The organism is Anaerosolibacter carboniphilus, assembly GCF_014205875.1.
Taxonomy (GTDB): Bacteria; Bacillota; Clostridia; order Peptostreptococcales; family Thermotaleaceae; genus Anaerosolibacter; species Anaerosolibacter carboniphilus.
On the sequence record NZ_JACHEN010000004.1, the window covers coordinates 125827 to 148929 of the forward strand.

Annotated in this window: 27 protein-coding genes; 1 reads left to right on the forward strand and 26 read right to left on the reverse strand. The window is 36.7% G+C overall.

Annotated features, from left to right (window positions below; genetic code table 11):
- Positions 1-18: 18 nt before the first annotated feature.
- From minD to dinB, 23 genes are all read right to left on the reverse strand, one after another.
- Positions 19-816 (reverse strand): septum site-determining protein MinD, encoded by a 798-nt coding sequence (gene minD / locus HNQ80_RS04805; protein WP_184308696.1) that lies wholly within the window; start codon positions 814-816, stop codon positions 19-21.
- Between the two features lie 31 nt (positions 817-847).
- Positions 848-1486, reverse strand: coding sequence for a septum site-determining protein MinC (minC, locus tag HNQ80_RS04810; RefSeq protein WP_184308698.1), 639 nt, complete (start codon positions 1484-1486; stop codon positions 848-850).
- 192 nt (positions 1487-1678) lie between these two features.
- A complete protein-coding gene (locus HNQ80_RS04815) occupies positions 1679-4432 on the reverse strand; it encodes a penicillin-binding transpeptidase domain-containing protein (protein ID WP_184308700.1) in 2754 nt (917 codons plus the stop codon).
- 4 nt (positions 4433-4436) lie between these two features.
- Positions 4437-4937 carry a rod shape-determining protein MreD gene (gene mreD, locus HNQ80_RS04820; protein WP_184308702.1) on the reverse strand — a complete coding sequence of 167 codons (501 nt, stop codon included), beginning with the start codon at positions 4935-4937 and terminating at the stop codon, positions 4437-4439.
- Positions 4938-4955: 18 nt separating this feature from the next.
- A complete protein-coding gene (mreC, locus tag HNQ80_RS04825) occupies positions 4956-5753 on the reverse strand; it encodes a rod shape-determining protein MreC (protein ID WP_184308704.1) in 798 nt (265 codons plus the stop codon).
- A 44-nt stretch (positions 5754-5797) separates the two neighbouring features.
- On the reverse strand, positions 5798-6832 hold the full coding sequence (locus tag HNQ80_RS04830; RefSeq protein WP_184308706.1) for a rod shape-determining protein: 1035 nt from the start codon (positions 6830-6832) through the stop codon (positions 5798-5800).
- A 48-nt stretch (positions 6833-6880) separates the two neighbouring features.
- The gene (radC, locus tag HNQ80_RS04835; RefSeq protein WP_184308708.1) at positions 6881-7579 is read right to left on the reverse strand and encodes a RadC family protein; all 699 of its coding nucleotides are present in this window, start codon (positions 7577-7579) and stop codon (positions 6881-6883) included.
- 60 nt (positions 7580-7639) lie between these two features.
- Positions 7640-8218: a nucleoside triphosphate pyrophosphatase gene (locus tag HNQ80_RS04840; RefSeq protein WP_184308710.1), complete on the reverse strand. Its 579-nt coding sequence runs from the start codon at positions 8216-8218 to the stop codon at positions 7640-7642.
- An 8-nt stretch (positions 8219-8226) separates the two neighbouring features.
- Positions 8227-8475 (reverse strand): DUF4321 domain-containing protein, encoded by a 249-nt coding sequence (locus tag HNQ80_RS04845; protein WP_184308712.1) that lies wholly within the window; start codon positions 8473-8475, stop codon positions 8227-8229.
- A gap of 18 nt (positions 8476-8493) precedes the next feature.
- On the reverse strand, positions 8494-9024 hold the full coding sequence (locus HNQ80_RS04850; protein ID WP_184308714.1) for a Gx transporter family protein: 531 nt from the start codon (positions 9022-9024) through the stop codon (positions 8494-8496).
- A 15-nt stretch (positions 9025-9039) separates the two neighbouring features.
- Entirely contained in the window at positions 9040-9420 is a 381-nt protein-coding gene (locus HNQ80_RS04855) for a NusG domain II-containing protein (RefSeq protein WP_207726860.1), read from the reverse strand.
- Between the two features lie 201 nt (positions 9421-9621).
- Entirely contained in the window at positions 9622-10605 is a 984-nt protein-coding gene (locus tag HNQ80_RS04860; protein WP_184308718.1) for an RnfABCDGE type electron transport complex subunit B, read from the reverse strand.
- A 16-nt stretch (positions 10606-10621) separates the two neighbouring features.
- Positions 10622-11203, reverse strand: coding sequence for an electron transport complex subunit RsxA (rsxA, locus tag HNQ80_RS04865; RefSeq protein ID WP_184308720.1), 582 nt, complete (start codon positions 11201-11203; stop codon positions 10622-10624).
- 13 nt (positions 11204-11216) lie between these two features.
- Entirely contained in the window at positions 11217-11819 is a 603-nt protein-coding gene (gene rsxE / locus HNQ80_RS04870) for an electron transport complex subunit RsxE (protein ID WP_184308722.1), read from the reverse strand.
- Positions 11820-11835: 16 nt separating this feature from the next.
- A complete protein-coding gene (locus HNQ80_RS04875) occupies positions 11836-12399 on the reverse strand; it encodes an RnfABCDGE type electron transport complex subunit G (RefSeq protein ID WP_184308724.1) in 564 nt (187 codons plus the stop codon).
- Entirely contained in the window at positions 12400-13344 is a 945-nt protein-coding gene (locus HNQ80_RS04880; RefSeq protein ID WP_184308726.1) for an RnfABCDGE type electron transport complex subunit D, read from the reverse strand. It abuts the gene before it with no gap.
- 14 nt (positions 13345-13358) lie between these two features.
- Entirely contained in the window at positions 13359-14681 is a 1323-nt protein-coding gene (rsxC, locus tag HNQ80_RS04885) for an electron transport complex subunit RsxC (RefSeq protein WP_184308728.1), read from the reverse strand.
- A gap of 316 nt (positions 14682-14997) precedes the next feature.
- Positions 14998-15552 carry an ATP-binding protein gene (locus HNQ80_RS04890; protein WP_184308730.1) on the reverse strand — a complete coding sequence of 185 codons (555 nt, stop codon included), beginning with the start codon at positions 15550-15552 and terminating at the stop codon, positions 14998-15000.
- Positions 15549-16286 carry a PHP domain-containing protein gene (locus HNQ80_RS04895; protein WP_184308732.1) on the reverse strand — a complete coding sequence of 246 codons (738 nt, stop codon included), beginning with the start codon at positions 16284-16286 and terminating at the stop codon, positions 15549-15551. The genes HNQ80_RS04890 and HNQ80_RS04895 overlap by 4 nt, the downstream gene beginning before the upstream one ends.
- A 1-nt stretch (position 16287) precedes the next feature.
- A complete protein-coding gene (locus HNQ80_RS04900) occupies positions 16288-16626 on the reverse strand; it encodes an AraC family transcriptional regulator (protein ID WP_184308734.1) in 339 nt (112 codons plus the stop codon).
- Complete coding sequence (locus HNQ80_RS04905) at positions 16613-17080, reverse strand: ATP-binding protein (RefSeq protein ID WP_184308736.1); 468 nt, start codon at positions 17078-17080, stop codon at positions 16613-16615. Before HNQ80_RS04905 ends, HNQ80_RS04900 begins: the two co-directional genes overlap by 14 nt.
- A gap of 97 nt (positions 17081-17177) precedes the next feature.
- Entirely contained in the window at positions 17178-18056 is an 879-nt protein-coding gene (locus HNQ80_RS04910) for an SPOR domain-containing protein (protein ID WP_184308738.1), read from the reverse strand.
- Positions 18053-19132 (reverse strand): DNA polymerase IV, encoded by a 1080-nt coding sequence (dinB, locus tag HNQ80_RS04915; RefSeq protein WP_184308740.1) that lies wholly within the window; start codon positions 19130-19132, stop codon positions 18053-18055. Before dinB ends, HNQ80_RS04910 begins: the two co-directional genes overlap by 4 nt.
- 142 nt (positions 19133-19274) lie before the next feature.
- On the opposite strand from dinB, the gene HNQ80_RS04920 reads away from it, so the two are divergent.
- The gene (locus HNQ80_RS04920; protein WP_184308742.1) at positions 19275-19835 is read left to right on the forward strand and encodes a lytic transglycosylase domain-containing protein; all 561 of its coding nucleotides are present in this window, start codon (positions 19275-19277) and stop codon (positions 19833-19835) included.
- A 37-nt stretch (positions 19836-19872) separates the two neighbouring features.
- Here the strand turns inward: HNQ80_RS04920 and HNQ80_RS04925 are convergent, their stop codons facing one another.
- From HNQ80_RS04925 to HNQ80_RS04935, 3 genes are all read right to left on the reverse strand, one after another.
- Positions 19873-20982, reverse strand: a complete 1110-nt coding sequence (locus HNQ80_RS04925) for a C40 family peptidase (protein ID WP_184308744.1) — start codon at positions 20980-20982, stop codon at positions 19873-19875.
- 309 nt (positions 20983-21291) lie between these two features.
- The gene (locus HNQ80_RS04930; RefSeq protein ID WP_184308746.1) at positions 21292-21429 is read right to left on the reverse strand and encodes a hypothetical protein; all 138 of its coding nucleotides are present in this window, start codon (positions 21427-21429) and stop codon (positions 21292-21294) included.
- A gap of 526 nt (positions 21430-21955) precedes the next feature.
- Positions 21956-22939 (reverse strand): alpha/beta hydrolase, encoded by a 984-nt coding sequence (locus HNQ80_RS04935; protein WP_184308748.1) that lies wholly within the window; start codon positions 22937-22939, stop codon positions 21956-21958.
- Positions 22940-23103: the final 164 nt, after the last annotated feature.

The window sequence follows — 23103 nt, forward strand, 5'->3', positions numbered from 1 at the left end:
CTTATCCCCCTTTCAGAATTATTTACCGATTCCAAATAGCTTTCTTAGTTTCGTCATGAAACTATCCTCACCTTCTAATTGCAAGAAAGGCACGTCTTCTCCCATAATTCTTTTGGTAATATTTTTATAAGCACGTCCTGCCAGAGACTTATCATCTGTCACAGCAGGCTCTCCTTTATTCGTGGAAATAACAATGAACTCATCATCAGGCACAATGCCCAAAAGATCGATTGCTAAAATATCAATCATATCTTCTATGTTCATCATATCGCCTCTTTTGACCATCTCTACACGAATTCTATTGATGATCAATTGTGGATTTCTTAATTCAGCAGCTTCTAATAGACCAATGATTCTATCTGCATCTCGAACAGCAGAAATTTCAGGCGTTGTAACAACAATGGCACGATCAGCCCCAGCAATGGCATTTTTAAATCCTTGTTCGATACCTGCAGGGCAATCCACAATTACAAAATCAAACGTTTCCTTTAGCTCATTACACAGGTCTTGCATCTGTTGAGGATTGATTGCATTTTTATCTTTTGTCTGAGCAGCTGGAAGAAGGAATAAATTTTCATATCTTTTATCCTTGATCAAGGCTTGTCTTAATCGACAGACTCCTTCTACCACATCCACAATGTCATATACAATCCGATTTTCAAGTCCCATGACTACATCCAGATTTCTAAGTCCAATATCGGCATCCACAACAACTACCTTTTTACCAGAAAGTGCCAAACCAGTCCCTATATTCGCAGTAGTCGTTGTTTTTCCAACGCCACCTTTTCCAGAAGTCACTACAATTACTTCACCCATTATTACTCCCCCTATCATAGGATTCATTTTATTATCTACTTGGTAAGTATGGTTCAATCACAAGCATATTGTCTTTTATTAAAGCCAATTCCGGAATCATTGGCCTTGTCTTTTCATTGTCTGGTGATCGGGTTATCGTGTCAGCAATTCTTAATTGTGTTGGCTGCAAACATATTGCCGCAACATAAGCTCTATGATTTCCACTCGCTCCAGCATGGGCTAAACCACGAAGAATACCCATCACAATAATATTGCCCTCAGCGATAATCTCTGCTCCCGGGTTTACATCACCTAAAACCACCACATTCCCTTCAAAGATAATTCTTTGACCGGATCTAACCGTTGCTCTTATAAATTTTGTATGTCCTTCTTCAATTCCTTCAAAAACTAAATGTTTTTTTGTTTCGGTACAATGCTCTTTTAACCGCTCTTCTTCATCTATAGTCATATTGTACCTTAGCTGAATAATCTCTTTTATCTCGTCTTTCTCGTCTTTTGATAATTCCTTCCCCTCAAACCCAATTACTTTTGCACCTGCAAAAAATTGCTTCGTAGATTCTAATTTCTTCACAAGCTGCTCTTTCACATCATGGTAATCCATATGAGGGCTCAAATATATGGATATACCATCCTTGTTTCCTTTGAAGGATACAGTGCTATTTCTAGGCATTATAGAATTACCTCCGCTACTTACAAATAAACTACAACGTTATATTTATTCTTCATATGAAAACTAAATCCTTTTTTTTTCTCAAAAAAGTAGCATGAAAACATTATATGTAAAGGTATTAATTGTTAACTATTCATGTAAATAATGACTATACCCTGCTACAAACTAGTAAAAAAGCACTCACAGTACTTCCTATCTAGTGAGTGCTTTTTCTAAGCTTAAATCATTTGCTTCTTTGTTTAATCCTAAATATTCTGCGATGATTTCTCTTACGATCGGTCCAGCATAACCTCCATGCCCGCCTTGGAAAATCAAGCTTACAACGACAATCTGCGGATCATCTAAAGGTGCATAGGAGACGAACCACGCAAAATTATCAAATGGCTCTTTAAACTGATCCATTTGTTCATTGCTAATTTTATTGTTACTTAATAACCGTATGGCTTCACGCATCGCATCGCCCTCATCGCGATATTTGTCTTTATTGGCTGTCATCAGCGCCTTCGCCTTTGCTTCAACATCAGTCAAGCTTAAAGATGGGGCGATCCATTTCCAATATTTTCTTAGATATTCGGCCTCATCTCTTGGCTGAATTTTACCTGATCTTTCCGCAGTACCTGTTTTACCACCAACCTTTATTGGAAATCTTCCAAAGACAGCTCTTGCAGTACCGCCTTCTTCTTGGGTTACGTTGGACATCCCCTGCCTGATATAACTCAAGTTTTTATAATCATTTAATTCAATTCTTGGACCTTTTTCTTTTTCTACATTTGGCGTTTCTGTGCCGACTTTTTTAACGACACTCACCTTATTCAAATATCCATCATTGGCGATTGCTGCAATGTATCGTGCCATTTGTAATGGCGTATAAGCATGCTCACCTTGTCCGATAGATAAGTTGAATGTATCTCCCTTTGACCATTTCGCTTGGTTGAAGTACGTGAATTTAGCCGTATCAACCAATGTCTCAATCTTGTCCTTTTTGACACCCAATTTCCCCGTACGATTAATCAGTTCTCCTCTAGATGGATTTTCATCTGCCCAGCTGACAATCTCAGCAATATTTTTTTCTAAGGTTTCTTTATCCTCATAAATCTCAGGCTCAAAATAGTCCTTTGCACGATCCTTAATATGATTTTTCAACATGGACTTAATGGTAGCAGTCTTTTTCTGAGGATTAGGCACCCCATAAGCATTTTCACTGATTTCAATACCAGTACGTTCATCGAGTCCTAGCAATTTCGTATATTCTAATAATTTATTGACATTCATGGAAATTCCTAAAGATTGCTGTTTGAAATGATCCCAACCTGTAGAAACATTATAGAAATAATAGTTGCAGGATACTTCTAAGGCTTTATACAAATCTACATACCCATGTTTTTGTTTTTTGGTGTTCCATAACCAGCACCCAAAGTTTCTTCCGCCATAGGGTATAAATCCGTTATCGAATAATTTCGTATTTGGATTTAACCCGCTCTCAATTGCAGCAAGGCCTGTAATCATTTTGAAAGTAGAACCAGGCTGGATCGCCGCTCTAGTAGCTAGGTTATACAGAGGAATGGGAGATAAAGGGTCTCGCGGATTTTTATCCTGCAGTTCATTCCAATCCTTTGAAGAAATCCCAGTAGCAAATAGGTTTGGATTAAAGCTTGGATAGTTAGCTAAAGCCAGTACTTCCATGGTTTTGGCATCCAGGGCTACAACTGTACCGGTGGTGGCATTTCGAAACACTTCACCATACTTGTAATCTCCCCATTTACTCTTAAAAGTGCCCCCTACTTGTATTTGCTCCAAAGCTTGGGCAAGAGCATCCTCTGCAACCTTTTGCAGCTTTGCATCAATGGTTAGATACATGGTTTCACCTTTTTGCGGTTCCTCTTCTCTTAGTACATTAATTAAACGACCATACACATCTACTTCTACATATTTGGCACCATCTTTACCTTTTAAGTCCTTTTCAAAAACCCGCTCGATCCCATCTTTGCCAATCAAGTCATTGGGGTCATAGCCCAATTCTTTTACATATCTTTCTCTTTCACTATCGGAAATTTTACTCAAATAACCTATTATATGAGACGCCAAATTTCCACCTGGATAATACCTTATAGGCTCTACCTCTACACTGACACCTGGCATTTCCATGATCCGCTCTTCCACCTCGGACACCGTCTTGGCAGAAACGTCAAAGGCGATGGTTACGGGCTGATACTGACGATAGCCTTGTTCTTGCAGTTCATGGCGAATGATTAAGATTTTTCTGGCATCTTCATTTGAAATGGCTTCAGGTATTTTAAACTTATCCCGTAACGCTTGGAAAGCTTCCTCTGCATTTAGGTTTTCCTCTAGTTTATATTTTTGCAAAAAGTTCTCCTTTTGCATTTGAGGAATAAACTTCATGGTTTTTACAGAAATTGGTGGATATATTCCATAATCCTGCTGCATGACCGTTTGTGCTTCATACTCATCCATACTCTGATCAATCTCTAATCTTTCCCTCAAAGTTTTGAATACATCTTCAGCAGTAGATAAACCTTCTAATCCTTGTGACAAAAGCCAATTCTCTATTTCCTTATCATAGGAAAAATAATACTTCCCATTTTCGATAGCTATGGGGAAATTATCTACATGCTTATCTCCATTGGTGTTGAGTATATTGAGTAATTTTATAGCGATTTCATTGATGTCGCTGTTGATCAATTCATTTTTCATTATTTGCACAGTAAAGCTAGGTCTATTCCCAGCTAGAAGCCTTCCATATCGATCCCTCAGCTCGCCCCGTGGCGCAGAAATGGGAATCTTTTTAATTCTGATATTGTCCGACAACTCCTTGTATTTTTCACCTTCCACAATTGTCAGCGTAAATAACCTGATAAAGAGTATAGTAATGAAAATTCCAAAAAACAAAAGAATCTGATTGTATCGACTTTTTAGTTTTTCAAACATACGATCACCTAGTTTTTATTTTTGTCTTAGAATGATAAAGGAAATTATATATCCAACCATAGGCAAAACCAGCAATAATGCTATTGTAAATAGCTTCTATGAGTATAATCTTTGTAAAGAGCAACGATATATCGATTTTTTCATTGACCGTATACATAATGAAGTAATACACGAAATGATAGACTACAGTACCTAAAACTGCAAAGAAAATAGGTGTTATGGCATGGTCTTTAAATATTTTATTCTCAAAGGATCCCACGCCAAGGCCAATTAACATGTATATTAAGGCATTAGCTCCTAGAAGTGTTCCTATGAGGATATCTTGAAGTAAGCCTGCGATAAGTCCAATAACAGCACCCTTTTTCCTACCAAACAAAATTGCCAAAATGACTACTAAAATCAAAGTGGTATTTGGGATGATTCCAAATATTCTGAAGTGTTGTAACAGTGTGGTCTGAAATATGATATTAAAGACTAAAACAATTGCAATCGATAGTTGGTTCATTAGAATACACCTTCTCCATTATTTGTTTGACAAGATAACCATTACCTTGTCAATCTTTTTAAAGTTCACCACTGGCTCAACTATAATCGTCTTTAATAATTCATCCTTTTTCTTTACCACTTCTTTTACTTCACCAATCAAAATTCCTTTTGGATAGGTACTTAGTCCAGACGTAATTAATTTATCACCAACTAAAATCTCTGCTTCTGGATCTATAAGATATCCTGATAGATCTGCTTGTACACTTCCTCTAATAACACCGATATATTCATTATTTCGCAAGACTTCGAAGCTTACCGAGCTTTTATTATCGATGATGGTAATGACTTTTGACCAATTTTCACCTACTTCATATACCTTCCCGATAAGTCCGTTACCATTTACTACAGTGTTCTCCTTTTCTATACCTTGATTACTACCTTTATCAATCGTAAATGTATTAAACCAGTTGCCAGGATCTTTTGCAGAAACACTGGCTGAAGTATAACTTGACTGTCCATATCCACTTGTATAATCCAATGCCTTCGAAAGTTCTCTAAGTTCGATAAGCTCATCTTCCATAAGTTTGTATTGAACAACCTCTTTTTGGAGCTTTTCAACTTCCTGCTTGAGATCTTTATTTTCACGATCTATTGCTTTAAAACGAAAGATTGGTGTTATTGTATTCTCAACGGCCTGACCTACTCTATAAAATGCTTTTTGTATAGGCGTGAAAATATTTCCAATCACATTTTCCGGTGGAGAAAGTTTCATTCTCCCACCTAGACTAATCCCCATTAATATAATGAGAATGATAGTAACCGTAGTTACTATCATTAAAGCTCCCCTTTTTAGCCATTTTCCCATCCAAGCTCACCACTTTATCTCAATCTTTTTGGAGAAATCAATACTCTTTTTAGCGTTTCTATTTCCTCAATCGTTTTTCCTGTACCCAAAGCAACACAATCCAAGGGTTCTTCGGCGATCCGTACGGGCATCCCGGTCTCCCGACGAACCAATTTATCCAATCCATCAAGAAGAGCCCCACCACCTGTTAATACGATTCCATATTCCATGATATCGGCTGCCAATTCTGGTGGTGTTTTTTCGAGGGTATATTTTATAGCATCAATAATGGAATTCACTGGCTCATGCAATGCATCAAGAATTTCAGATGATGTTATTTCCAACGTCTTTGGAAGACCCGACACTAAATCCCTTCCTCTGATTGCCATCTTAGGCTCATTGCTTTTGGGATAGGCAGAACCTATGTTAAGTTTTATTTCTTCAGCAGTTCTTTCACCGATCATTAAGCTATATTCTTTCTTAATATATTGCACGATGGATTCATCTAATTCATCCCCACCAATTCTGACAGACTTGCTGGTTACAATCCCACCAAGCGAAATGATGGCAATCTCTGTTGTTCCACCACCGATGTCTACTACCATGCTGCCCGTAGGCTCTTCTACTGGTAGTCCTGCCCCAATGGCAGCAGCCATCGGTTCTTCAATTAAATAAGCTTCTTTCGCTCCTGCTTGCAGGGCGGCTTCTTCGACAGCTCTCTTTTCAACTTCTGTAACTCCTGATGGTACCCCTACAACAACCCGTGGCTGAAAAAATAAGGACTTCTTTGGATAAGCTCTTTTGATAAAATACTTTAACATGCTCTGTGTAACATCAAAATCAGCGATCACTCCATCCTTTAGAGGTCTTATAGCAACAATATTTCCTGGTGTTCTTCCTATCATTTGCTTTGCTTCTTGTCCAACAGCTAACACTTGTCTCGTATCTTCCTGAATTGCAACGACGGAAGGCTCCCTAACTACAATTCCTCTTCCTCTCACATATACCAATGTATTTGCAGTTCCTAAGTCTATACCCATATCTTTAGAAAGAAAATTAAATGCACCCATTATTTAAATACTCCTCCCTGTTGATTGCCTTATATATTATCTTGTCCACTATAAAATATCTTTTTCCTTTAAGCTTGTATATGTTCCATTTCCAATAATAATATGATCGATTACATCAATTCCAATAATCTTACCAGCCTCAGCTAATCGTTTTGTAATAGATATATCTTCCTTGCTAGGCTGCGGATTCCCACTTGGATGATTATGCAAAAGTACGACCGAAGCAGCACTTTTTTTTATAGCTGTTATAAATACTTCACGAGGATGTACTAAAGAAGCATTCAAGCTTCCTATGGACACATTCTCTGAAGAAATAATTTCATTCTTTGTATTCAGCAGAACGATCTTAAAATACTCTTTTTTATAATACCTCATTTCTTCCATATAGATATTGACGATATCTCCAGGTGATTTAATGCATGGTCTAACAGTTGCTTTTGCAGCAGCGATTCTCTTCCCTAACTCAATTGCAGCAATAAGCTGACATGCTTTGGCTGAGCCAATTCCTTTTATCTGGCTCAATTCCTCAACAGTACAGTTCGTAAGAAAATGAATTCCTGTTTGATCATAAGAAAGAATCCGCTGAGCTAATTCTATAGCCGATGCCTCTTTTGTTCCTGTGTGGATTAATATTGCAAGTAACTCTGCATTCGAAAGATTTTCTACTCCAAACTGGATCATTTTCTCCCTAGGTCGTTCACTCTCAACCATTTCTTTAATAAGTATATGGCCTTGACTCCCTTGCATTTCAACCTCATCCCCAGACTTTCGACAATTCTCTTGACAATTTCCAAATAGACATTCTCCCTAAATCAATTCAATATCAAAGTGATTGCTCAGAATATCATCCAATTTATTAATTGGTAAACCGACTACATTAAAATAATCACCTGATATCCATTCTATCATAGCAGATCCTTTTCCTTGAATTGCATAGGATCCAGCTTTATCCCAGACTTCTCCTGAATCTATATACCTTTGAATTTTAACATCTGACAGCGGCTTGAACTTAACTCTCGTCCTTTCAAATGTAACTATCTTATTAAGGGTCCCTACCTGGATGACAGCAAGACCGGTAATCACCTCATGAACATCATTTTCCAAATGCTTAAGCATGCTATATGCTTCATCATAATTTCGAGGCTTACCAAGAATACTGCCTTTAACAACCACTGTATCTGCCGCGATAATAAGATCATCTTCATTACACTGGCTTACAATGCTATTGGCTTTTTCCAAAGCCAAGGCCATAACAATTTGCTCTGGGGTTTCTCCCTCATAAATCTTTTCCTCAATTGTAGAAGGAATAATCTCAAAGGCAATATTAAAATTTTTCAGTATTTCTGCCCGCCTTGGCGAACCTGAAGCTAGAAAAAGCATTGACATGAAATCACCTACAGTTTGCTAAAAATAAGAATAGCTAGAATAATTCCAATGACACTAGCAAGATTTAAACTCAGAACAAACCCCAAGGTAAGCTTAAGAATGCTTAAATCTATAGTCACTGGACTAAAGCCAATTGTCTTCCCATAGCCTAATATTTTGATGCTCTCTCTAAAAATATCACCTATAATACCCCCAATGATTCCTCCAACTGCTACTAGCAGTATCAGCAGCCATGGATTTCTACCCACTGCCTTCATGTACTTTCCCCCTTGCCCTTACATAATAATCTTTGACGTATTGCCACCCTTCGATAGTATAGCTTTCAAATGAAGCGTTGCATAGTTTGATGTAAGTCCAACGAAATAACCTGTAAACAGACTGACTAACATCATTACAGGAAGATAAGTAAAAATTAATATATTATGAATCATAATACTAGCCACAGCCAACTGGGCAATATTATGGGCAAGAGCACCAAATACACTTACACCTATTAAACTAAAGTGTGTTGAAAAATTCCTATATACTACCCACATTACCAAGGTGCTTAATAAAGCACCCGATAGACTATATAAAAGTCCTGTTACAGCACCAGTACCAAGGGTAGCTACTAAACATCTGATAATTGCAACTGCAAACGCATACTTATAGCCAAATACAACAAGGGTAATTAAGTTTACAATATTTGCTAGTCCCAGTTTTGCTCCTGGGGCGATGAAAGGTAATGGTATAGTAGATTCAATAATGTGAAGCGCTATTCCTATAGAAACAATCATTGACAAATATAATAGTCTTTTAGTTTTCATATGTTTTCCCACACCCTAATAACTTATAATATCAATATCCGATTTGTTTGTTATCAATTTTATTGAGACCTTATTTGGCAAACAAATACTGGTTTGATTGGCTCGATTCAGCCATCCCATCTTTACACACAGTTGATCCTTACAATCAGCTTCTACAATCCTAGCATTTAATCCGTTGATTTCAATCAAGTTATGACCCTCTTTCGAATTAACCTCGATCAATTGCTGCTCCTGTGCTGCCTCAAGAGAAACCTTTTTGTATTCTTTTCCATCAACCTCTATAACCAAATATAAATTATCACTATTTATGCTGATCTTCTTAACAATAAATAGACCGAACATGCTGGCCATGATGATACAGCCTATCAATACCTTGTCCCATTTTGTCACACACATCAACTCGCATTTATTAATAATTTTTCCAAAATATGCATACTCTATAACCGATTTTATTGAGAATAGTGAGAAATTTTTAGGGAAACTCTATTTTTCCTTTAAACACAGTTTAAGTTTAACATTTTGATATTTCAATGACAAGTAGTATTTTTTTCATATAAAAATAGAGAACATACTCAGCTTGAGTATATTCTCTATTTTTTATTTCATTTTAATCGTTTTCTTAGGACACTTTGCTTCGCACGCTCCACATCCTATACATTTGTCTTCTAAAATTCTATGAACTTGCTTCAATTCGCCTTCAATCGCTTCTACTGGGCATTGCTTTTTACAAATTGTACATCCAATGCAATTTTCAGCGATAATCTCAGCTTTTCTTCTTTTTTCAAAATCTGCATAAATTGCCTTAGTCGGACATTTTTCTGCACAAATCATACAATTTGTACACTTTTCATAATTTATCTTTGCTAAATTATTTGAAAACTCCATAGCATCAAAAGGACAAGCTTTTACACAAATCTGACATGCGATACAACCAACATTACATTTTTGACGAACAACTTTACCTACTTCTTCATTATTACAATCTACGACTACATCCTGTTCAAAAGGAACAAAATGAATCACTGATTTTGGACAAACTTCAATACACTTTCCGCATGCAGTACATCTCTCTGGGATGATTCTAGCTATTCTTCCATCAGTAATTTCGATGGCATCAAATTGACATGCATTTACACAAGTACCAAGACCTAAGCATCCATAGGCGCAGCTTTTACTTCCACCCGATACCATCGCTGCTGCTTTACAATCCTGGATACCAAAATAATCAAATTTTTCCTTACAGTTTTTGGTATCTCCACTACAAATAACTCTTGCAACTTTTTTAGCGGCATCTCCTGCTTCAACACCCATGATTTCAGCAACATTCTTAGCACAATCGGCTCCACCAACTGGGCAACCAGTAACTGGTGCATTGCCAGCAACAACAGCATTGGCAAATCCATCACAGCCTGGATAACCACATCCACCACAGTTTGCTCCAGGAAGTACGTCTCTAATCGCAACAACCCTTGGATCTATTTCAACGGCAAATTTCTGAGAAGCATAAGCCAGTCCAGCCCCAAAAACCAATCCCAATCCTCCTAATCCAGCAACCGGGAGTAGTAATGTATTTAAATCCATCTCATATCCCTCCTGTCTAAACGAGTCCAGTAAAGCCTAAGAAAGCAATAGACATTAGGCTCGCTGTTATAAGTGCAATAGGAAAGCCTTTGAAAATTGCCGGCACGTCTGCAATCTCTAATCTTTCTCTTATCCCTGCAAACAGAATGATTGCAAGAGAAAATCCTAGTGATGCGCCAATGGCATTCACGATTGTCTCAATTAAATTAAAATTAGACTGAATATTTAATAATGCAACCCCAAGAACGGCACAGTTTGTAGTGATCAACGGTAAATAAACACCCAAAGCCTGATAAAGCGTAGGGCTAGTTTTCTGAATTACCATCTCAACAAACTGAACCAATGCTGCTATAACAAGAATAAAAGCTATAGTCTGAAGGTAGCCAAGCCCTAAAGCATCCAAAATGAAAATTTGAACGATATAGGTAATAATAGATGCTAAGGTCATAACAAAAGTTACAGCCATTCCCATTCCAGCAGCTGTCTCAACCTGTTTAGAAACCCCTAGAAAGGGACAAATCCCTAAGAACCTTGATAATACAAAGTTATTAACAAGTAAAGCACTTACAAATATAATGAATAATCCACTTGCAGACATCTATATCCCCCCCCTAAAATTGATTTGCTTTTTTAGAAACAGTCCAGTTGTATAGCGCAAGTAAGCATCCTAAAGCAAGGAATGCTCCGGGAGGCAAAATCATAATTAACGCAGGCTGGTAAGACGCGCCAAGGATTGCTTTTCCGAATATAGAACCTGCACCAAGAATTTCTCTCACTGAGCCTAAAATCGTTAATGAAATCGTAAATCCTAGACCCATACCGATTCCATCAACAGCAGATAAGAGTACTGAATTTTTTGAAGCAAATGCCTCCGCTCTCGCTAAAATGATACAATTTACAACAATTAATGGAATAAATAATCCTAGAGCCTTATCCAACGCAGGTACAAAGGCTTTCATCAACAAACCAATAACTGTTACGAAGGTAGCAATAACAACTACATAAGCAGGTATACGAATCTTAGCAGGTATGAATTTTTTAAGCATTGCAATAACTACATTTGATCCTAATAATACTGCCAATGTTGCTAAACCCATACCAATTCCATTGATAGCAGAAGTTGTAACGGCAAGGGTCGGGCACATACCCAATAACTGTATAAAAGTCGGATTGTCATATAGAATTCCTCTTATAAATGTATTGCCAATTTTCATTTTACCACCCCACATTCTATTTCAGTGCTTCATTGTATAATTGAATGGCCGTATTTACGCCTGATGTCACAGCTCTTGAAGTAATTGTAGCACCAGAAATCGCCATAATTTCGTTCTCTTTAGGTGTACCTGCTTTGATAACATCAATCTGGCCTTCAGCTTTTTTACTATTGTATTGACTCTTAAATGCATCATCGGATGCCTTTGCACCCAATCCAGGAGTTTCTGAGTGATTGCCTATGCTAACACCTTGTATCAAGCCATCTGCTGAAATACCAATCATTACTTCTACTGGACCTCCGTAACCACTAGGATCCGTTTTTATTGTATATCCTACTACCTGTCCATCCCTAAGTCCTTTATATACTTCTAAGATATTATCGTAGTTAGCAAATTGATCTTTTGGCATCTCTTCGAATTCACTAGCATCAGGCAGTACACTTTGACGAGCAGTGATATTTGCTTGTAGTACTTGATTTGCAATGGGTTCCTTTGTAATATCATTGGTCCAAGCAAGTACCGCAGCTGCAACCGCTGTTATAAGCAATAAGATTAATCCTAATTTAATAACGTCACGCATTTACTTCACCTCCCCAAATACTCTTGGGCTGGTATACTTATCAATAAGTGGCGCAGCCACATTCATTAATAGTATTGAATAGGATACCCCCTCCGGATATCCTCCGTAAAGCCTAATGATACTAGTTAAGATACCACATCCCAACGCATAAATCACTTGTCCTCTTGGTGTTACTGGTGATGACGCATAATCAGTCGCCATGTAGAAAGCCCCAAGCATTAATCCTCCAGCCAATACTTGATAGATCATATACTGGAGACTAAATCCTCCACCTAAAATAAATGTTAACACTGCAACTGTTGAAATATAGATTACAGGAATTCTCGGTGTAATTACACCTCTATAAATTAAATATAAGCCACCAAGTATTAATAGAATGGCCGAAGTTTCTCCAATACATCCACCCACATTACCTATAAGCAAATCTACCAATGAAGGCAATGGTTGTCCCGCAGCCTCAGTACCACTGATCAAAGCTAAAGGTGTTGCAGTACTTACTGCATCCGCTCCTGGCGTGACCCAATTCGTCATAGGTACTGGCCAAGATGCCAGTAACATTGCACGAGCTGCTAAAGCTGGGTTCATAAAATTATGGCCTAAGCCACCAAATGTATGCTTTACAATGGCAATAGCGAAAATAGAACCAATTACTGGCAACCACCAAGGAGCTGTCGCTGGAATATTAAAAGCTAACAGAAGACCAGTGACCACTGCACTCCAATCATTAACGGTAACAGGTTGTTTTCTTATTTTTTGAATCACAGCTTCTGTAACAACGGCAGCAATCACGGCCGCGAGAATTACTTTCACAGCTCCCATTCTGAAAAAATAAATACCTGCCAATGTGGCTGGAAGTAGTGCAATTACAACATCCCGCATTATGCGGCTAATTGACTCATCTGCCCGCAAATGGGGAGATGAAGATACAATCAATCTATTATCCATGCGAATCCCCTCCATTACTTCGTCTTTCTTTTCTTCGCGATAATTTCACGCTTAGATACTCTTATTGACTGTAGCAATGGTCTTTTTGAAGGACATATGAAAGAACAAGAGCCACATTCTATACAGTCAAGGGCATTGTATTTCTCTGCTGTTTCGTGCATATTTTGCAAAGCGTATGCACTGATGTATAATGGCTGAATAAATGCTGGGCAAATCTCAACACATTTTCCACATCGTATGCATGGTTTTGGTTCTGGTAATCTAGCTTCCTCTTGGGTCAAAACCAATATTCCTGAGGTACCTTTAATAGCTGGAATTTCATCGGTATATTGGGCTAACCCCATCATAGGTCCTCCCATGATCACTTTCCCGGGATTACCATTATAACCGTCGCATTGTTCGATGATTTCCTTAAATGAAGTTCCTACTTTGATCAGTAAATTTTTTGGTTCTTTTATGCCCTTTCCTGTGATTGTTGCAATTCTTTCAATCAAAGGCATTCCAGTTTTTATAGCATTGGCGATCGCTGCTGCAGTACCCACATTATTGACTACAACACCAACATCCATTGGTAATCCGCCTGAAGGAACCTCCTTTTTTGTGCATGCATAGATTAACTGTTTTTCAGCACCTTGAGGGTACTTGGTATGAAGTCCTACAATTTGGATACCAGTTTCCTTTTCAACTGCTTTTTTCATGCTTTCAATAGCATCTGGCTTATTATCTTCTATGCCGATATACGCTTTTGTAACATTTAACACCTTCATCATTGCCTTTAACCCATAAATAATATCATCTGGATTTTCAAGCATCAATCTGTGGTCAGCAGTCAAATAAGGTTCACATTCGGCACCATTAAGAATAATTTCTTCAATTTTCTTTTCTGGTGGTGGAGATAATTTTACATGAGTTGGAAACGCAGCACCACCCATTCCAACAATTCCAGCTTCTTTTATGATGCTAAGAATCTCTTTGCCGGATAAATTTGAAATGTCACCCTTTGGGATAACGTTTTCGTGAACTGTGTTTAATCCATCTGATTCAATAACTATACAGACAGCTTCCCCAGTCGGTGTGAGCATACGAGCAATTTGTTTTACAGTACCGGATACACTACTGTGCACTGGTGTAGATACAAATGCTGATGTTTCACCAATTTTTTGTCCTACCTTCACCTGATCTCCAACGTTAACAATCGGTTCACATGGTGCTCCGATATGCTGCTGAAGAGGTATTGTAACGACTGCTGGTTCTTTAGCTTTCTCTACCTTTAAGCGAGTAGTCGCTTCTTTAAAATGTGGTGGATGCACTCCACCCCTAAAGGACAAGAAACCCATTTTTTTCACCCCTTATTATTAAAAAGTTATAAAGCAAATAATTGCCACAACTAAAAATAGTTCTATAAGTTTTTTGAATATCCTTCATTGTTAAAATACTAACCTATTTTTTTGTCTACTGTATACATCATACGACCTTAAAAATAAATTAGATATATTCAAAAAAATATAGAAGCTTACGCAAAAAAATATAAATAATGTGAGTATGCATTATAATAATATGATATAACTAACTGCAAAATATGTCAACAAATGATGAAGTTTAAGAAACATATACCATCTGATACATTTCCATATGTATTCTGCATTCTGCCTTCTATCCAACTACCGCTTCATTTAACTCCCTAAGCCCCTCTTCAATATAATTCTTTATCCAATCTAATACCTCGAACGTACCTAGAGGCACGTTTTCTAGAACCTTTTTTACCTCTCTCGTATCAAAAACAAACTTTTTTCCATTCAAAGTATGTTTGTATATATAGTCAATTTGTTCATTAGACATGATTAAAGTCATCACCGTTTCTGCCATATTTCCCAATGGTACACGGTCAATATGACTTCGCTGAAATTGAGCAGTAACAGTCGTCCCTTTGCCAATCGCTGAATGTATCGTAAATATGCCATTGCACATCTCTGCAGCAACTTTAAACAAAGAAATTCCTAAACCTACCTTTCTGGTATTCCTGGATGTAACAAAAGGATCTGTTACTTTTTGTAAAAAACTTTCATCCATACCCTTTCCATTGTCTATAATACTTATGATAAGTATATCCTGAACTGTATCTTCAGAAATTTCAATCTCAATACAGGACGCTTCGGCAGCAATACTATTTTGAGCAATATCTAAAATATGTAATGACAGCTCTCTCATCTTTCAGTGCCTCCAATAACTTCTCCAACTTTTAGCGCATCGAGTACACCACGAATACTTTTTTCTTTGACTTCAATAAAACTCTCTCTTTCTAGGATATCCCATAAATAGTGGGCATCTGAGCTTCTTATGGACTTATATTTGTTTAAATAATGAAACTTCTCGATGCAAGCTCGTTGACTTGTATGTTTTGATATTTCAATCACAGATATAGGCAAATCCTGGGGTATAAATCCAAGGTTTGCAATAATGCTATAGGAGCTTCTATCTACATGAGCTGGAATCACCACCCCATCAAGGAACCCCACCTCTTGAAAAGCTTCTTTTAATGATATATTGACGGACGAAATTAGCATCCGTCTGTTTTCACCGATTGGCTGATCCTTCTCATCAAATATTATTTGTTTTCCAAATAATTCAGGTAGATTTTCTTGTGTATTCATTTGTTTATATACTCTGTTTTGAAATTCTTTTGCTGTTTCTAAATCCTTGAAGAGGCACAAAAGATGTACCTCTTCCTTCGTCTGAAGCTCCATTCCAGGAATGACAATAAGATTGTTTTTCGTCCCCACCGCCATGCAGGCGCCACAGTTTTCCATCGTATTATGATCCGTGATAGCGATGGCGTCAAGCCCTTTTAAAGAACACATGCCTATAATATTATTCGGTGTCATGTCATCATCTCCACAGGGTGAGAGGGCAGTATGGATATGAAGGTCTACTGCAATTTTCATACTAACGAAGTCCTAATTCATAGAAACAACAAAAAATGTTATAGGCACTCAGTGGTGTACTCAAAATTGCAACATGCTCTTCCGACGCCTTGTCAATCGTCTCTTTGTCTATGGAAATATTCTCTGGTACAATAATACATCCAATATCCAAAAGAGATGCTACTGCAACAATATTGGTATGGGTTTGTACTGTAATCCATGCATCATGCTGTTTGCCATGAGACATTACCCAACTTAACAGGTCACAGCAATACAAACCTTTCAGTTCTCGACTTATGTGCTCCTCTCCAGTTACTATACGAAACTCATATTTATCAATCAAATCTTTAATGATCATCATGGTTACCTCCACCTTCGTTCATATTAATAATCATTGTCACTATTGTTGATTTACCTCGCTCTGACTCAATTGAAAACTTGTCACTACATCTCTTCATGTTAGGCAGACCCATTCCAGCGCCAAAACCTAATTCTCTCACTTTATTAGATGCTGTAGAATACCCTTCCTTCATAGCTAGTTCAATATTCTCAATACCTGGTCCTTTATCTTTTGCAATAATCTTAATAAATTCTGGATAGATATATAAAGTGATCTCACCACCATCAGAGTGAATCACGATATTTATTTCCGCTTCATAGGTTGCAATCGCAACTTTTCTGATAATCTGCGCATCAATGCCTAATTGTCTAAGAACCTTCTTGATATTACTAGATGCTTCTCCTGCCCTGGCAAAGTCTTCTTTAGCCACTTCAAACTCAAGTTTAAGGCTTTCCCCTGGTGCTTTATCTTCCATATTAAACCACCTCTCTTTCTAGAACAATGCAAAATCCTTATGACGTTTCATTTCAGGCGTGACTTTTCTTTACTCGGGATTCCTATAGATTGTCTTTTTAATATTTATTATTCACGGAAAAACCTACATATTCATACAAAGCTTCGTTTAGAGACTTTTGCAAATCGGAAATAGCTCCTGTTTGCTTTGCTTCCTTTAAATGAAGGATAGCCAAATCTATTACTTTCACGAGATCTTGGGCAACTTTTCCAATATTTGACGATGTTGCAATCTTACTTAATTCGTTTTTAATACTTTCAAACTCTTTCAGACTTTCGTCAGCCACAGTTTTTATGTTCTCAACATCTGCACTTTCTTTTGACAATTTTTCCACCTGTTCTGAGATTTTTAATAGCGTATTTATAGTTTTCTTATTTTGCTCTTCAATACTAAGCGTATTCTTATTATCATCCTTTGTATATTTTATTAATTGGGCAGGAATGTTTATTGTTGTAACATATGCATCAGGATACTCTTTTCGAATCCTCTGAAGTTCACTATCTATCCCAGTCCTGCTCAATAGCGAAACGGCAATCACTTTAAACCCATCTTGTTGATGGATATGGCCTTCATAACCCTTAGCTTTCAGCTCTGTTTTCATTGCTTCTGCATTTTCAATAGTCGTGAATTTACCGATCTGAATACTATAGAAATTAAAACCTTCTAGTTCGAAGGTTGTGACAAAGGCTTCTTCTGTTGCTTCTTGCTTTGAAATGGTTTCGCTATTCTGTTGATTGTCAGACTCTGCTTCTTCTGATGGTAAACTAGTGGATTGTTGAGGAACTTCCTTTGATTGCATGCCAGGTGCTATGACTAATCTAAAAGCTGTATATCCTAAATAGATCGATAGTATTGGCAGTAAGATAGTAAATGCAACCGTAAGCCCAAAACTCTTATTTTTATACTCCTGTCTTAGCTTGCTCCTTGTAATTCTCATTTCCCTTCCCCCTTAAATAATCCTTCAACATCCATAAGTAGTTGAACAGGTTCATCTGGATATCTTATGTTTGAAACTTGAATTCCTAGCAATCTAACTTTTTTTATCATATTGATCTTGTTCTGTATCATATTTGAAGCACTTAGATAAATCTCTTGGTATATATCTGTGAAGTTTGGCATTGTCGTACTTCTGGTTATGCATTCGAAATCTTCGAATTTCACCTTCACAGTAACAGTTCTTGCCTGAAGACCTTTCTCTCTAAGCCTATAAGCAAGAATTTTTGAGCAATCTTCAGTATATTGGATGAGTATATTCATATCATCAATGTCCGTCTCAAATGTCGTTTCCTCACCAATGGATTTTCGCCTATGTTTATTTTCTACAGCCCTATCATCTTTTCCTTTAGCGAAATTCAATAATTCAAATCCTTTTTTGCCGAATCTATCAATAATTATATTTTGATCATAGTTTACCAAATCTCTAATATAGTATATGCCTAATTTTCTTAGTTCATTTTCCGTTTTGGGGCCTACTCCCCAAAGTTTTCTTACCGGCAAAGGTAGTAAAAACCCTTCTGCTTCTTCTTTGGTAATTATCGTAAATCCATTTGGTTTCTGATAGTCTGAGGCAAGTTTAGCCAAATATTTATTCTGAGAGATTCCAACCGATGCGGTTAAACCCAGTTCTGTCTTTATTCTCTCTTTTATTTCTCTTCCAATTTTAATGCCATCCTTACCAGTTACATCTAGGAATGCCTCATCAATAGATAATGGCTCAATGCATTCCGCATAATCCTCAAAAATTTCTAATATTTTTCGAGATACTTCCATATACCTTTCCATGCGAACGGGCATAAAAATTAGATTCGGGCAGAGCATCTGCGCTTTTTTAGAAGCCATAGCTGCCCGGACTCCATATCTTCTTGCTTCATAGGATGCAGTACACACAACACCTCTTCTTTTAGGATCTCCACCTACAGCGATCGGTTTATTCTTCAGTTCCGGATGATCTTTTTGTTCAATAGAGGCATAAAAAGCATCCATATCCACATGAATTATTTGTTTCTCCTTCATGGTTCACCTCTGTTTGTTTAAAATTCCATAACAATAACGCCAGCTTTTTTTATTATATCATAAAGAAAGCTGCTAACTTTGCCGATATTTGTTATATAGTATCGTTCATTACATTCTTATTTATTTAAAAGGAGTTAATTTTATGAATCCTACAAATATCAATAATCTTTTTAAACAAAAACTATCTGAAATTCAGAGCAGATTACCCGCGGGAGTCAAAATTATGAAAGAAGAGCCTAGTATGGATTTTCAAGAGATCTTAGGTGCTGAAATTGAAAAGAATGCTGAAGCTACGATCAGCACAAAGGATGTTGATCAGCTTATCGAAAGTGCTGCTGATCGTTATAATGTAGATAAGCATTTAATTAAAGCCGTAATGAATGTGGAATCAAGTTTTAATGCCAATGCCCTTTCGAAAGCCGGTGCACAAGGTCTTATGCAGCTCATGCCTCAAACTGCTAATTTAGTCGGTGTTACAAATCCATGGGATCCTGTTCAAAATATTGAGGGTGGTACAAAATATCTTCGTGATATGTTAAATCGTTATAATGGAAATGTAACCCTTGCCTTGGCCGCATACAATGCAGGGCCTGGCAATGTTGATAAATATAATGGGGTTCCGCCCTTTGCCGAAACACAGAGTTATGTTCAAAAGGTTTTATCAAAGCAAAACTTATATCTTAAATCAGACTCTGAAGAATAACATAGAAAACCCCCTGCAGCTTGCAGGGGGTCATTTATTAGATTAATCTTCTTGCAGTAACAAATCTATCTCGATAATATCCTTCATTTAATTCAGATATAACTACCTTCTTAGCACTATTTCCTGACGATGCATGAATAAATCTTCCATCACCAATATAAATACCTACATGGGTTATATTTCCATCAATCTTTCCAGTAGTATCAAAGAATACCAAATCGCCAGCTTTTAAATCCGCTTTGCTGACCTTTTCTCCATCACGGGCTTGGTCCTTAGAAGATCTAGAAATTGAATATCCAGCACTTTTAAATACATAGGATGTAAAACCTGAACAGTCAAAACTGCTTGGTCCATTTGTACCGTATTTATAGGGTACGCCTAAATAGTTTTTTGCGATGTCAACTATTTTACTCACACCAGGTGTTCTAGTAGCTGATCTAGATATATCAGTGCCACTGCTGCCTTCTAATACGACACTTATATAGTCTTGATGAATCCAACCTTCCGTGCCGCTTTGAGCGATTACATTGTACCAACCGTTATCAAAGGTTTTAATTGAAACATAGTTGTCCATCCCAAGACTAGCAAGAACCTCACCATTCAACGCAGGGGTTTTTCTTATATTAACATTAGAACCCGTTACTCTACCAGTAACATAATTTGGTGCCAATTCAATATAATCAGAGCGAATCCAACCCTTCAATTGATCATCAATGAGTATTTCATACCATTCAGCATTTTCGCCAACAAGTTTCACTTCTGAGCCCTTGTTAAGGGATTTTATAACATTAGCATTTACATTAGGGAGTTCCCTTACATTCACGCCATTCCCATTCACAATGCCCTTTTTCATTAAATCCTTATTATCATACATTGGTACAACCAAATCATTATACACCCAACCTTGATTACCATTGCTTAGCTGGATCAAATACCAATCGTCTTCACTGTCTATAATCTGAACATATTCTCCAAGGGATAAAGTAGCTATAACTGATGCAGTGGTATCTGCGCCACTCCTAACATTTACATCTTTAGCAATAACCACTCCCTTTGTTGACTCTTCAGCATTTGCAACTATCGCCATTGAAAACACACTTAACATAACCAGCAATAAAATAATCATTTGTTTGGTGCCTTTCCCCATTCAATAAACCCCCTCAATCATAGTTCCAAAATATTTACAGAAAACATGTCCACTCTTTTTATATAAAATATTATTGAAACTATTTTTTGGCTCCTAAATACTGTATTCTGAAATTATCTAATTCACTAATTGTAACCTCAAAGCTTCACAAAATGCGACTCAGATTAAACAGAAACAATAATTTGTAGCTCTCATTAAATGTATAATTCTACATAAAGTCTAAAAAACCTTCCCATTTCTGCAAAGAAATTTATTTTCACTTTTTTCATAAATACATAACCTAAATATGTGACTCATAAAATCAGAAGATTATAATCGCTCTGAAAACTTTGTCTTTAACATAATAATCACTTCTTCCAATCTTTTCTGATTCAATTCATCAAGTTGTTCAAATATTTTTTTTAACTCCTCAAGCTCTTGACAAAATCTTTCTAATTTATCATTCATGGCTACCCGCTCCTATTTTTTCTTAATTTTCTGTATATTTTCTCCAAAAAAAAGAAAAATCCTTCTTGTTGTATGAAATTATTTCCTTCCTTTCTTTTTTATATTATAAGGAAGTATACTTCCCTATAATATAAAAAACCGCTTATAATACAAGCAGTTTCAAATAATAAATTGCCCCAATGTTTGACATTCGCTATCATGAAGAACATATTGCTAAATCTACTTTTAAAAGCAGTGCTGATCGGATTTAAGGAGGTTTTCTGCTTCTTAGGCTACCTAATATGGAAAAAGTATTTGTAACATCTTAAATCTGTTTTGAATAATTTGTATTGGGTAAACCAATATCCCTGATCTTCGCCTGAAGCTTAGACTAAATAACATATATGGAGCGGAAAACTTGACTATCGCATGGATAGTCATTCTTTTTTGAATTAATTTCCTAACTTTATTACTTTTCAGGCGGCCTTATTTGGATTATAAAAAATAGTCTATTGCAGTTCTAGATGCATATATGATATTTTCATCATCACATGTTTTCATCCAGAAATTCCTCTAATTTTCTCAAATATTCCTCAGGATACATCTTTAGGCTGCCTATATGGCTTGCTTTTTCTGTAAGCCATAACGTTGCATTAGGATTGTCTTCCAAGGATTTTAAAATTTCTTTTGAATTCATACAAGAAATAATCTGATCATTCTTACTATGTATAAGAAAAATGGGCTTTTTTCTTATCTTTCGCACTGTATTCATAGGAGAAACTTCGTTTATTTTTAGCCCATATACATTCGCTGTCATAGATATGATTTTATCTTTAAAAGGTAAATAGCGTAGTATAGCACTGTAAGATGTTCCTCCTAAATTGTTTAGAAGTACATCTACGTCGTTTGATAAATTTCTCACGTCTGTTGAAACAAATAACTTTAAATCCCTAATAGCACTATCAGCAATTACAACATTTATTCTTTCGTCCTCTCCTGCAGTTTCTATTGCAGTGATTGCCCCCATAGAAAAACCAATAAGTCCAATTTTTTCGCCTTCTATACCACGCTGCTTTAAATATTCTATAGCTCCTGCAACATCATATTTTTCATAATACCCAAATGTGATCAAGTTCCCTTCCGATTCTCCATGTCCTCTCAAATCAAATGCGAGCAGATTATATCCTTTAGGTATTAAATATTTAACTAAGATTTCCGTTCGACCAGACATAAATCTATTCTCTCCAAGCCCATGAACTACAATCAAAGTTTTATTACTTTTTGATGGTGCAGTAAAAAACAGACCTCTTAAAGTAATATTCCCTTGCTTACTTTTAAAGACAACTTCTTCACATGGAAATTCTTTTGAATCTAATTTCATTACTTTTGATATTTCATTTTTTCTATGTATTAATGCGTCACCGATTTTATAATACACAAAGGACATACTAGCGGTAGACAAAATAAATAACAAAAAGATCATTATAATTAGTTGCCTATATCTATACTGCCTATTTCTCTTATCCTTCATACTATATTTCACCGCCTATTTCATACGATACTTCAGTGACTCATCTATAGTTTCTCCCTCCATAAACTATCTATCCTACAAATAAATTCTCTAGCGTATTAAATCATATGTTGTGACTCCCTTGTATTTGTGCGTGTGATCCACTAAGGCAATCTCTCATTATC

Excerpts from the sequence above, each read along its gene's own strand:
- mreC (WP_184308704.1), bottom strand. The coding sequence starts at position 5,753 with ATGATAGTAACTACGGTTACTATCATTCTCATTATATTAATGGGGATT.
- HNQ80_RS04935 (WP_184308748.1), bottom strand. The coding sequence starts at position 22,939 with ATGAAGGATAAGAGAAATAGGCAGTATAGATATAGGCAACTAATTATA.
- HNQ80_RS04905 (WP_184308736.1), bottom strand. The coding sequence starts at position 17,080 with ATGGAAGATAAAGCACCAGGGGAAAGCCTTAAACTTGAGTTTGAAGTG.
- mreD (WP_184308702.1), bottom strand. The coding sequence starts at position 4,937 with ATGAACCAACTATCGATTGCAATTGTTTTAGTCTTTAATATCATATTT.
- HNQ80_RS04900 (WP_184308734.1), bottom strand. The coding sequence starts at position 16,626 with ATGATGATCATTAAAGATTTGATTGATAAATATGAGTTTCGTATAGTA.
- HNQ80_RS04860 (WP_184308718.1), bottom strand. The coding sequence starts at position 10,605 with ATGGATTTAAATACATTACTACTCCCGGTTGCTGGATTAGGAGGATTG.
- HNQ80_RS04920 (WP_184308742.1), top strand. The coding sequence starts at position 19,275 with ATGAATCCTACAAATATCAATAATCTTTTTAAACAAAAACTATCTGAA.
- HNQ80_RS04930 (WP_184308746.1), bottom strand. The coding sequence starts at position 21,429 with ATGAATGATAAATTAGAAAGATTTTGTCAAGAGCTTGAGGAGTTAAAA.
- HNQ80_RS04875 (WP_184308724.1), bottom strand. The coding sequence starts at position 12,399 with ATGCGTGACGTTATTAAATTAGGATTAATCTTATTGCTTATAACAGCG.
- rsxC (WP_184308728.1), bottom strand. The coding sequence starts at position 14,681 with ATGGGTTTCTTGTCCTTTAGGGGTGGAGTGCATCCACCACATTTTAAA.
- HNQ80_RS04850 (WP_184308714.1), bottom strand. The coding sequence starts at position 9,024 with ATGAAAACTAAAAGACTATTATATTTGTCAATGATTGTTTCTATAGGA.
- HNQ80_RS04830 (WP_184308706.1), bottom strand. The coding sequence starts at position 6,832 with ATGGGTGCATTTAATTTTCTTTCTAAAGATATGGGTATAGACTTAGGA.
- HNQ80_RS04890 (WP_184308730.1), bottom strand. The coding sequence starts at position 15,552 with ATGAGAGAGCTGTCATTACATATTTTAGATATTGCTCAAAATAGTATT.
- HNQ80_RS04895 (WP_184308732.1), bottom strand. The coding sequence starts at position 16,286 with ATGAAAATTGCAGTAGACCTTCATATCCATACTGCCCTCTCACCCTGT.
- HNQ80_RS04845 (WP_184308712.1), bottom strand. The coding sequence starts at position 8,475 with ATGAAGGCAGTGGGTAGAAATCCATGGCTGCTGATACTGCTAGTAGCA.
- minD (WP_184308696.1), bottom strand. The coding sequence starts at position 816 with ATGGGTGAAGTAATTGTAGTGACTTCTGGAAAAGGTGGCGTTGGAAAA.
- radC (WP_184308708.1), bottom strand. The coding sequence starts at position 7,579 with ATGCAAGGGAGTCAAGGCCATATACTTATTAAAGAAATGGTTGAGAGT.
- HNQ80_RS04880 (WP_184308726.1), bottom strand. The coding sequence starts at position 13,344 with ATGGATAATAGATTGATTGTATCTTCATCTCCCCATTTGCGGGCAGAT.
- HNQ80_RS04815 (WP_184308700.1), bottom strand. The coding sequence starts at position 4,432 with ATGTTTGAAAAACTAAAAAGTCGATACAATCAGATTCTTTTGTTTTTT.
- HNQ80_RS04840 (WP_184308710.1), bottom strand. The coding sequence starts at position 8,218 with ATGTCAATGCTTTTTCTAGCTTCAGGTTCGCCAAGGCGGGCAGAAATA.
- HNQ80_RS04910 (WP_184308738.1), bottom strand. The coding sequence starts at position 18,056 with ATGAGAATTACAAGGAGCAAGCTAAGACAGGAGTATAAAAATAAGAGT.
- HNQ80_RS04925 (WP_184308744.1), bottom strand. The coding sequence starts at position 20,982 with ATGGGGAAAGGCACCAAACAAATGATTATTTTATTGCTGGTTATGTTA.
- rsxA (WP_184308720.1), bottom strand. The coding sequence starts at position 11,203 with ATGTCTGCAAGTGGATTATTCATTATATTTGTAAGTGCTTTACTTGTT.
- minC (WP_184308698.1), bottom strand. The coding sequence starts at position 1,486 with ATGCCTAGAAATAGCACTGTATCCTTCAAAGGAAACAAGGATGGTATA.
- rsxE (WP_184308722.1), bottom strand. The coding sequence starts at position 11,819 with ATGAAAATTGGCAATACATTTATAAGAGGAATTCTATATGACAATCCG.
- HNQ80_RS04855 (WP_207726860.1), bottom strand. The coding sequence starts at position 9,420 with ATGTGTGTGACAAAATGGGACAAGGTATTGATAGGCTGTATCATCATG.
- dinB (WP_184308740.1), bottom strand. The coding sequence starts at position 19,132 with ATGAAGGAGAAACAAATAATTCATGTGGATATGGATGCTTTTTATGCC.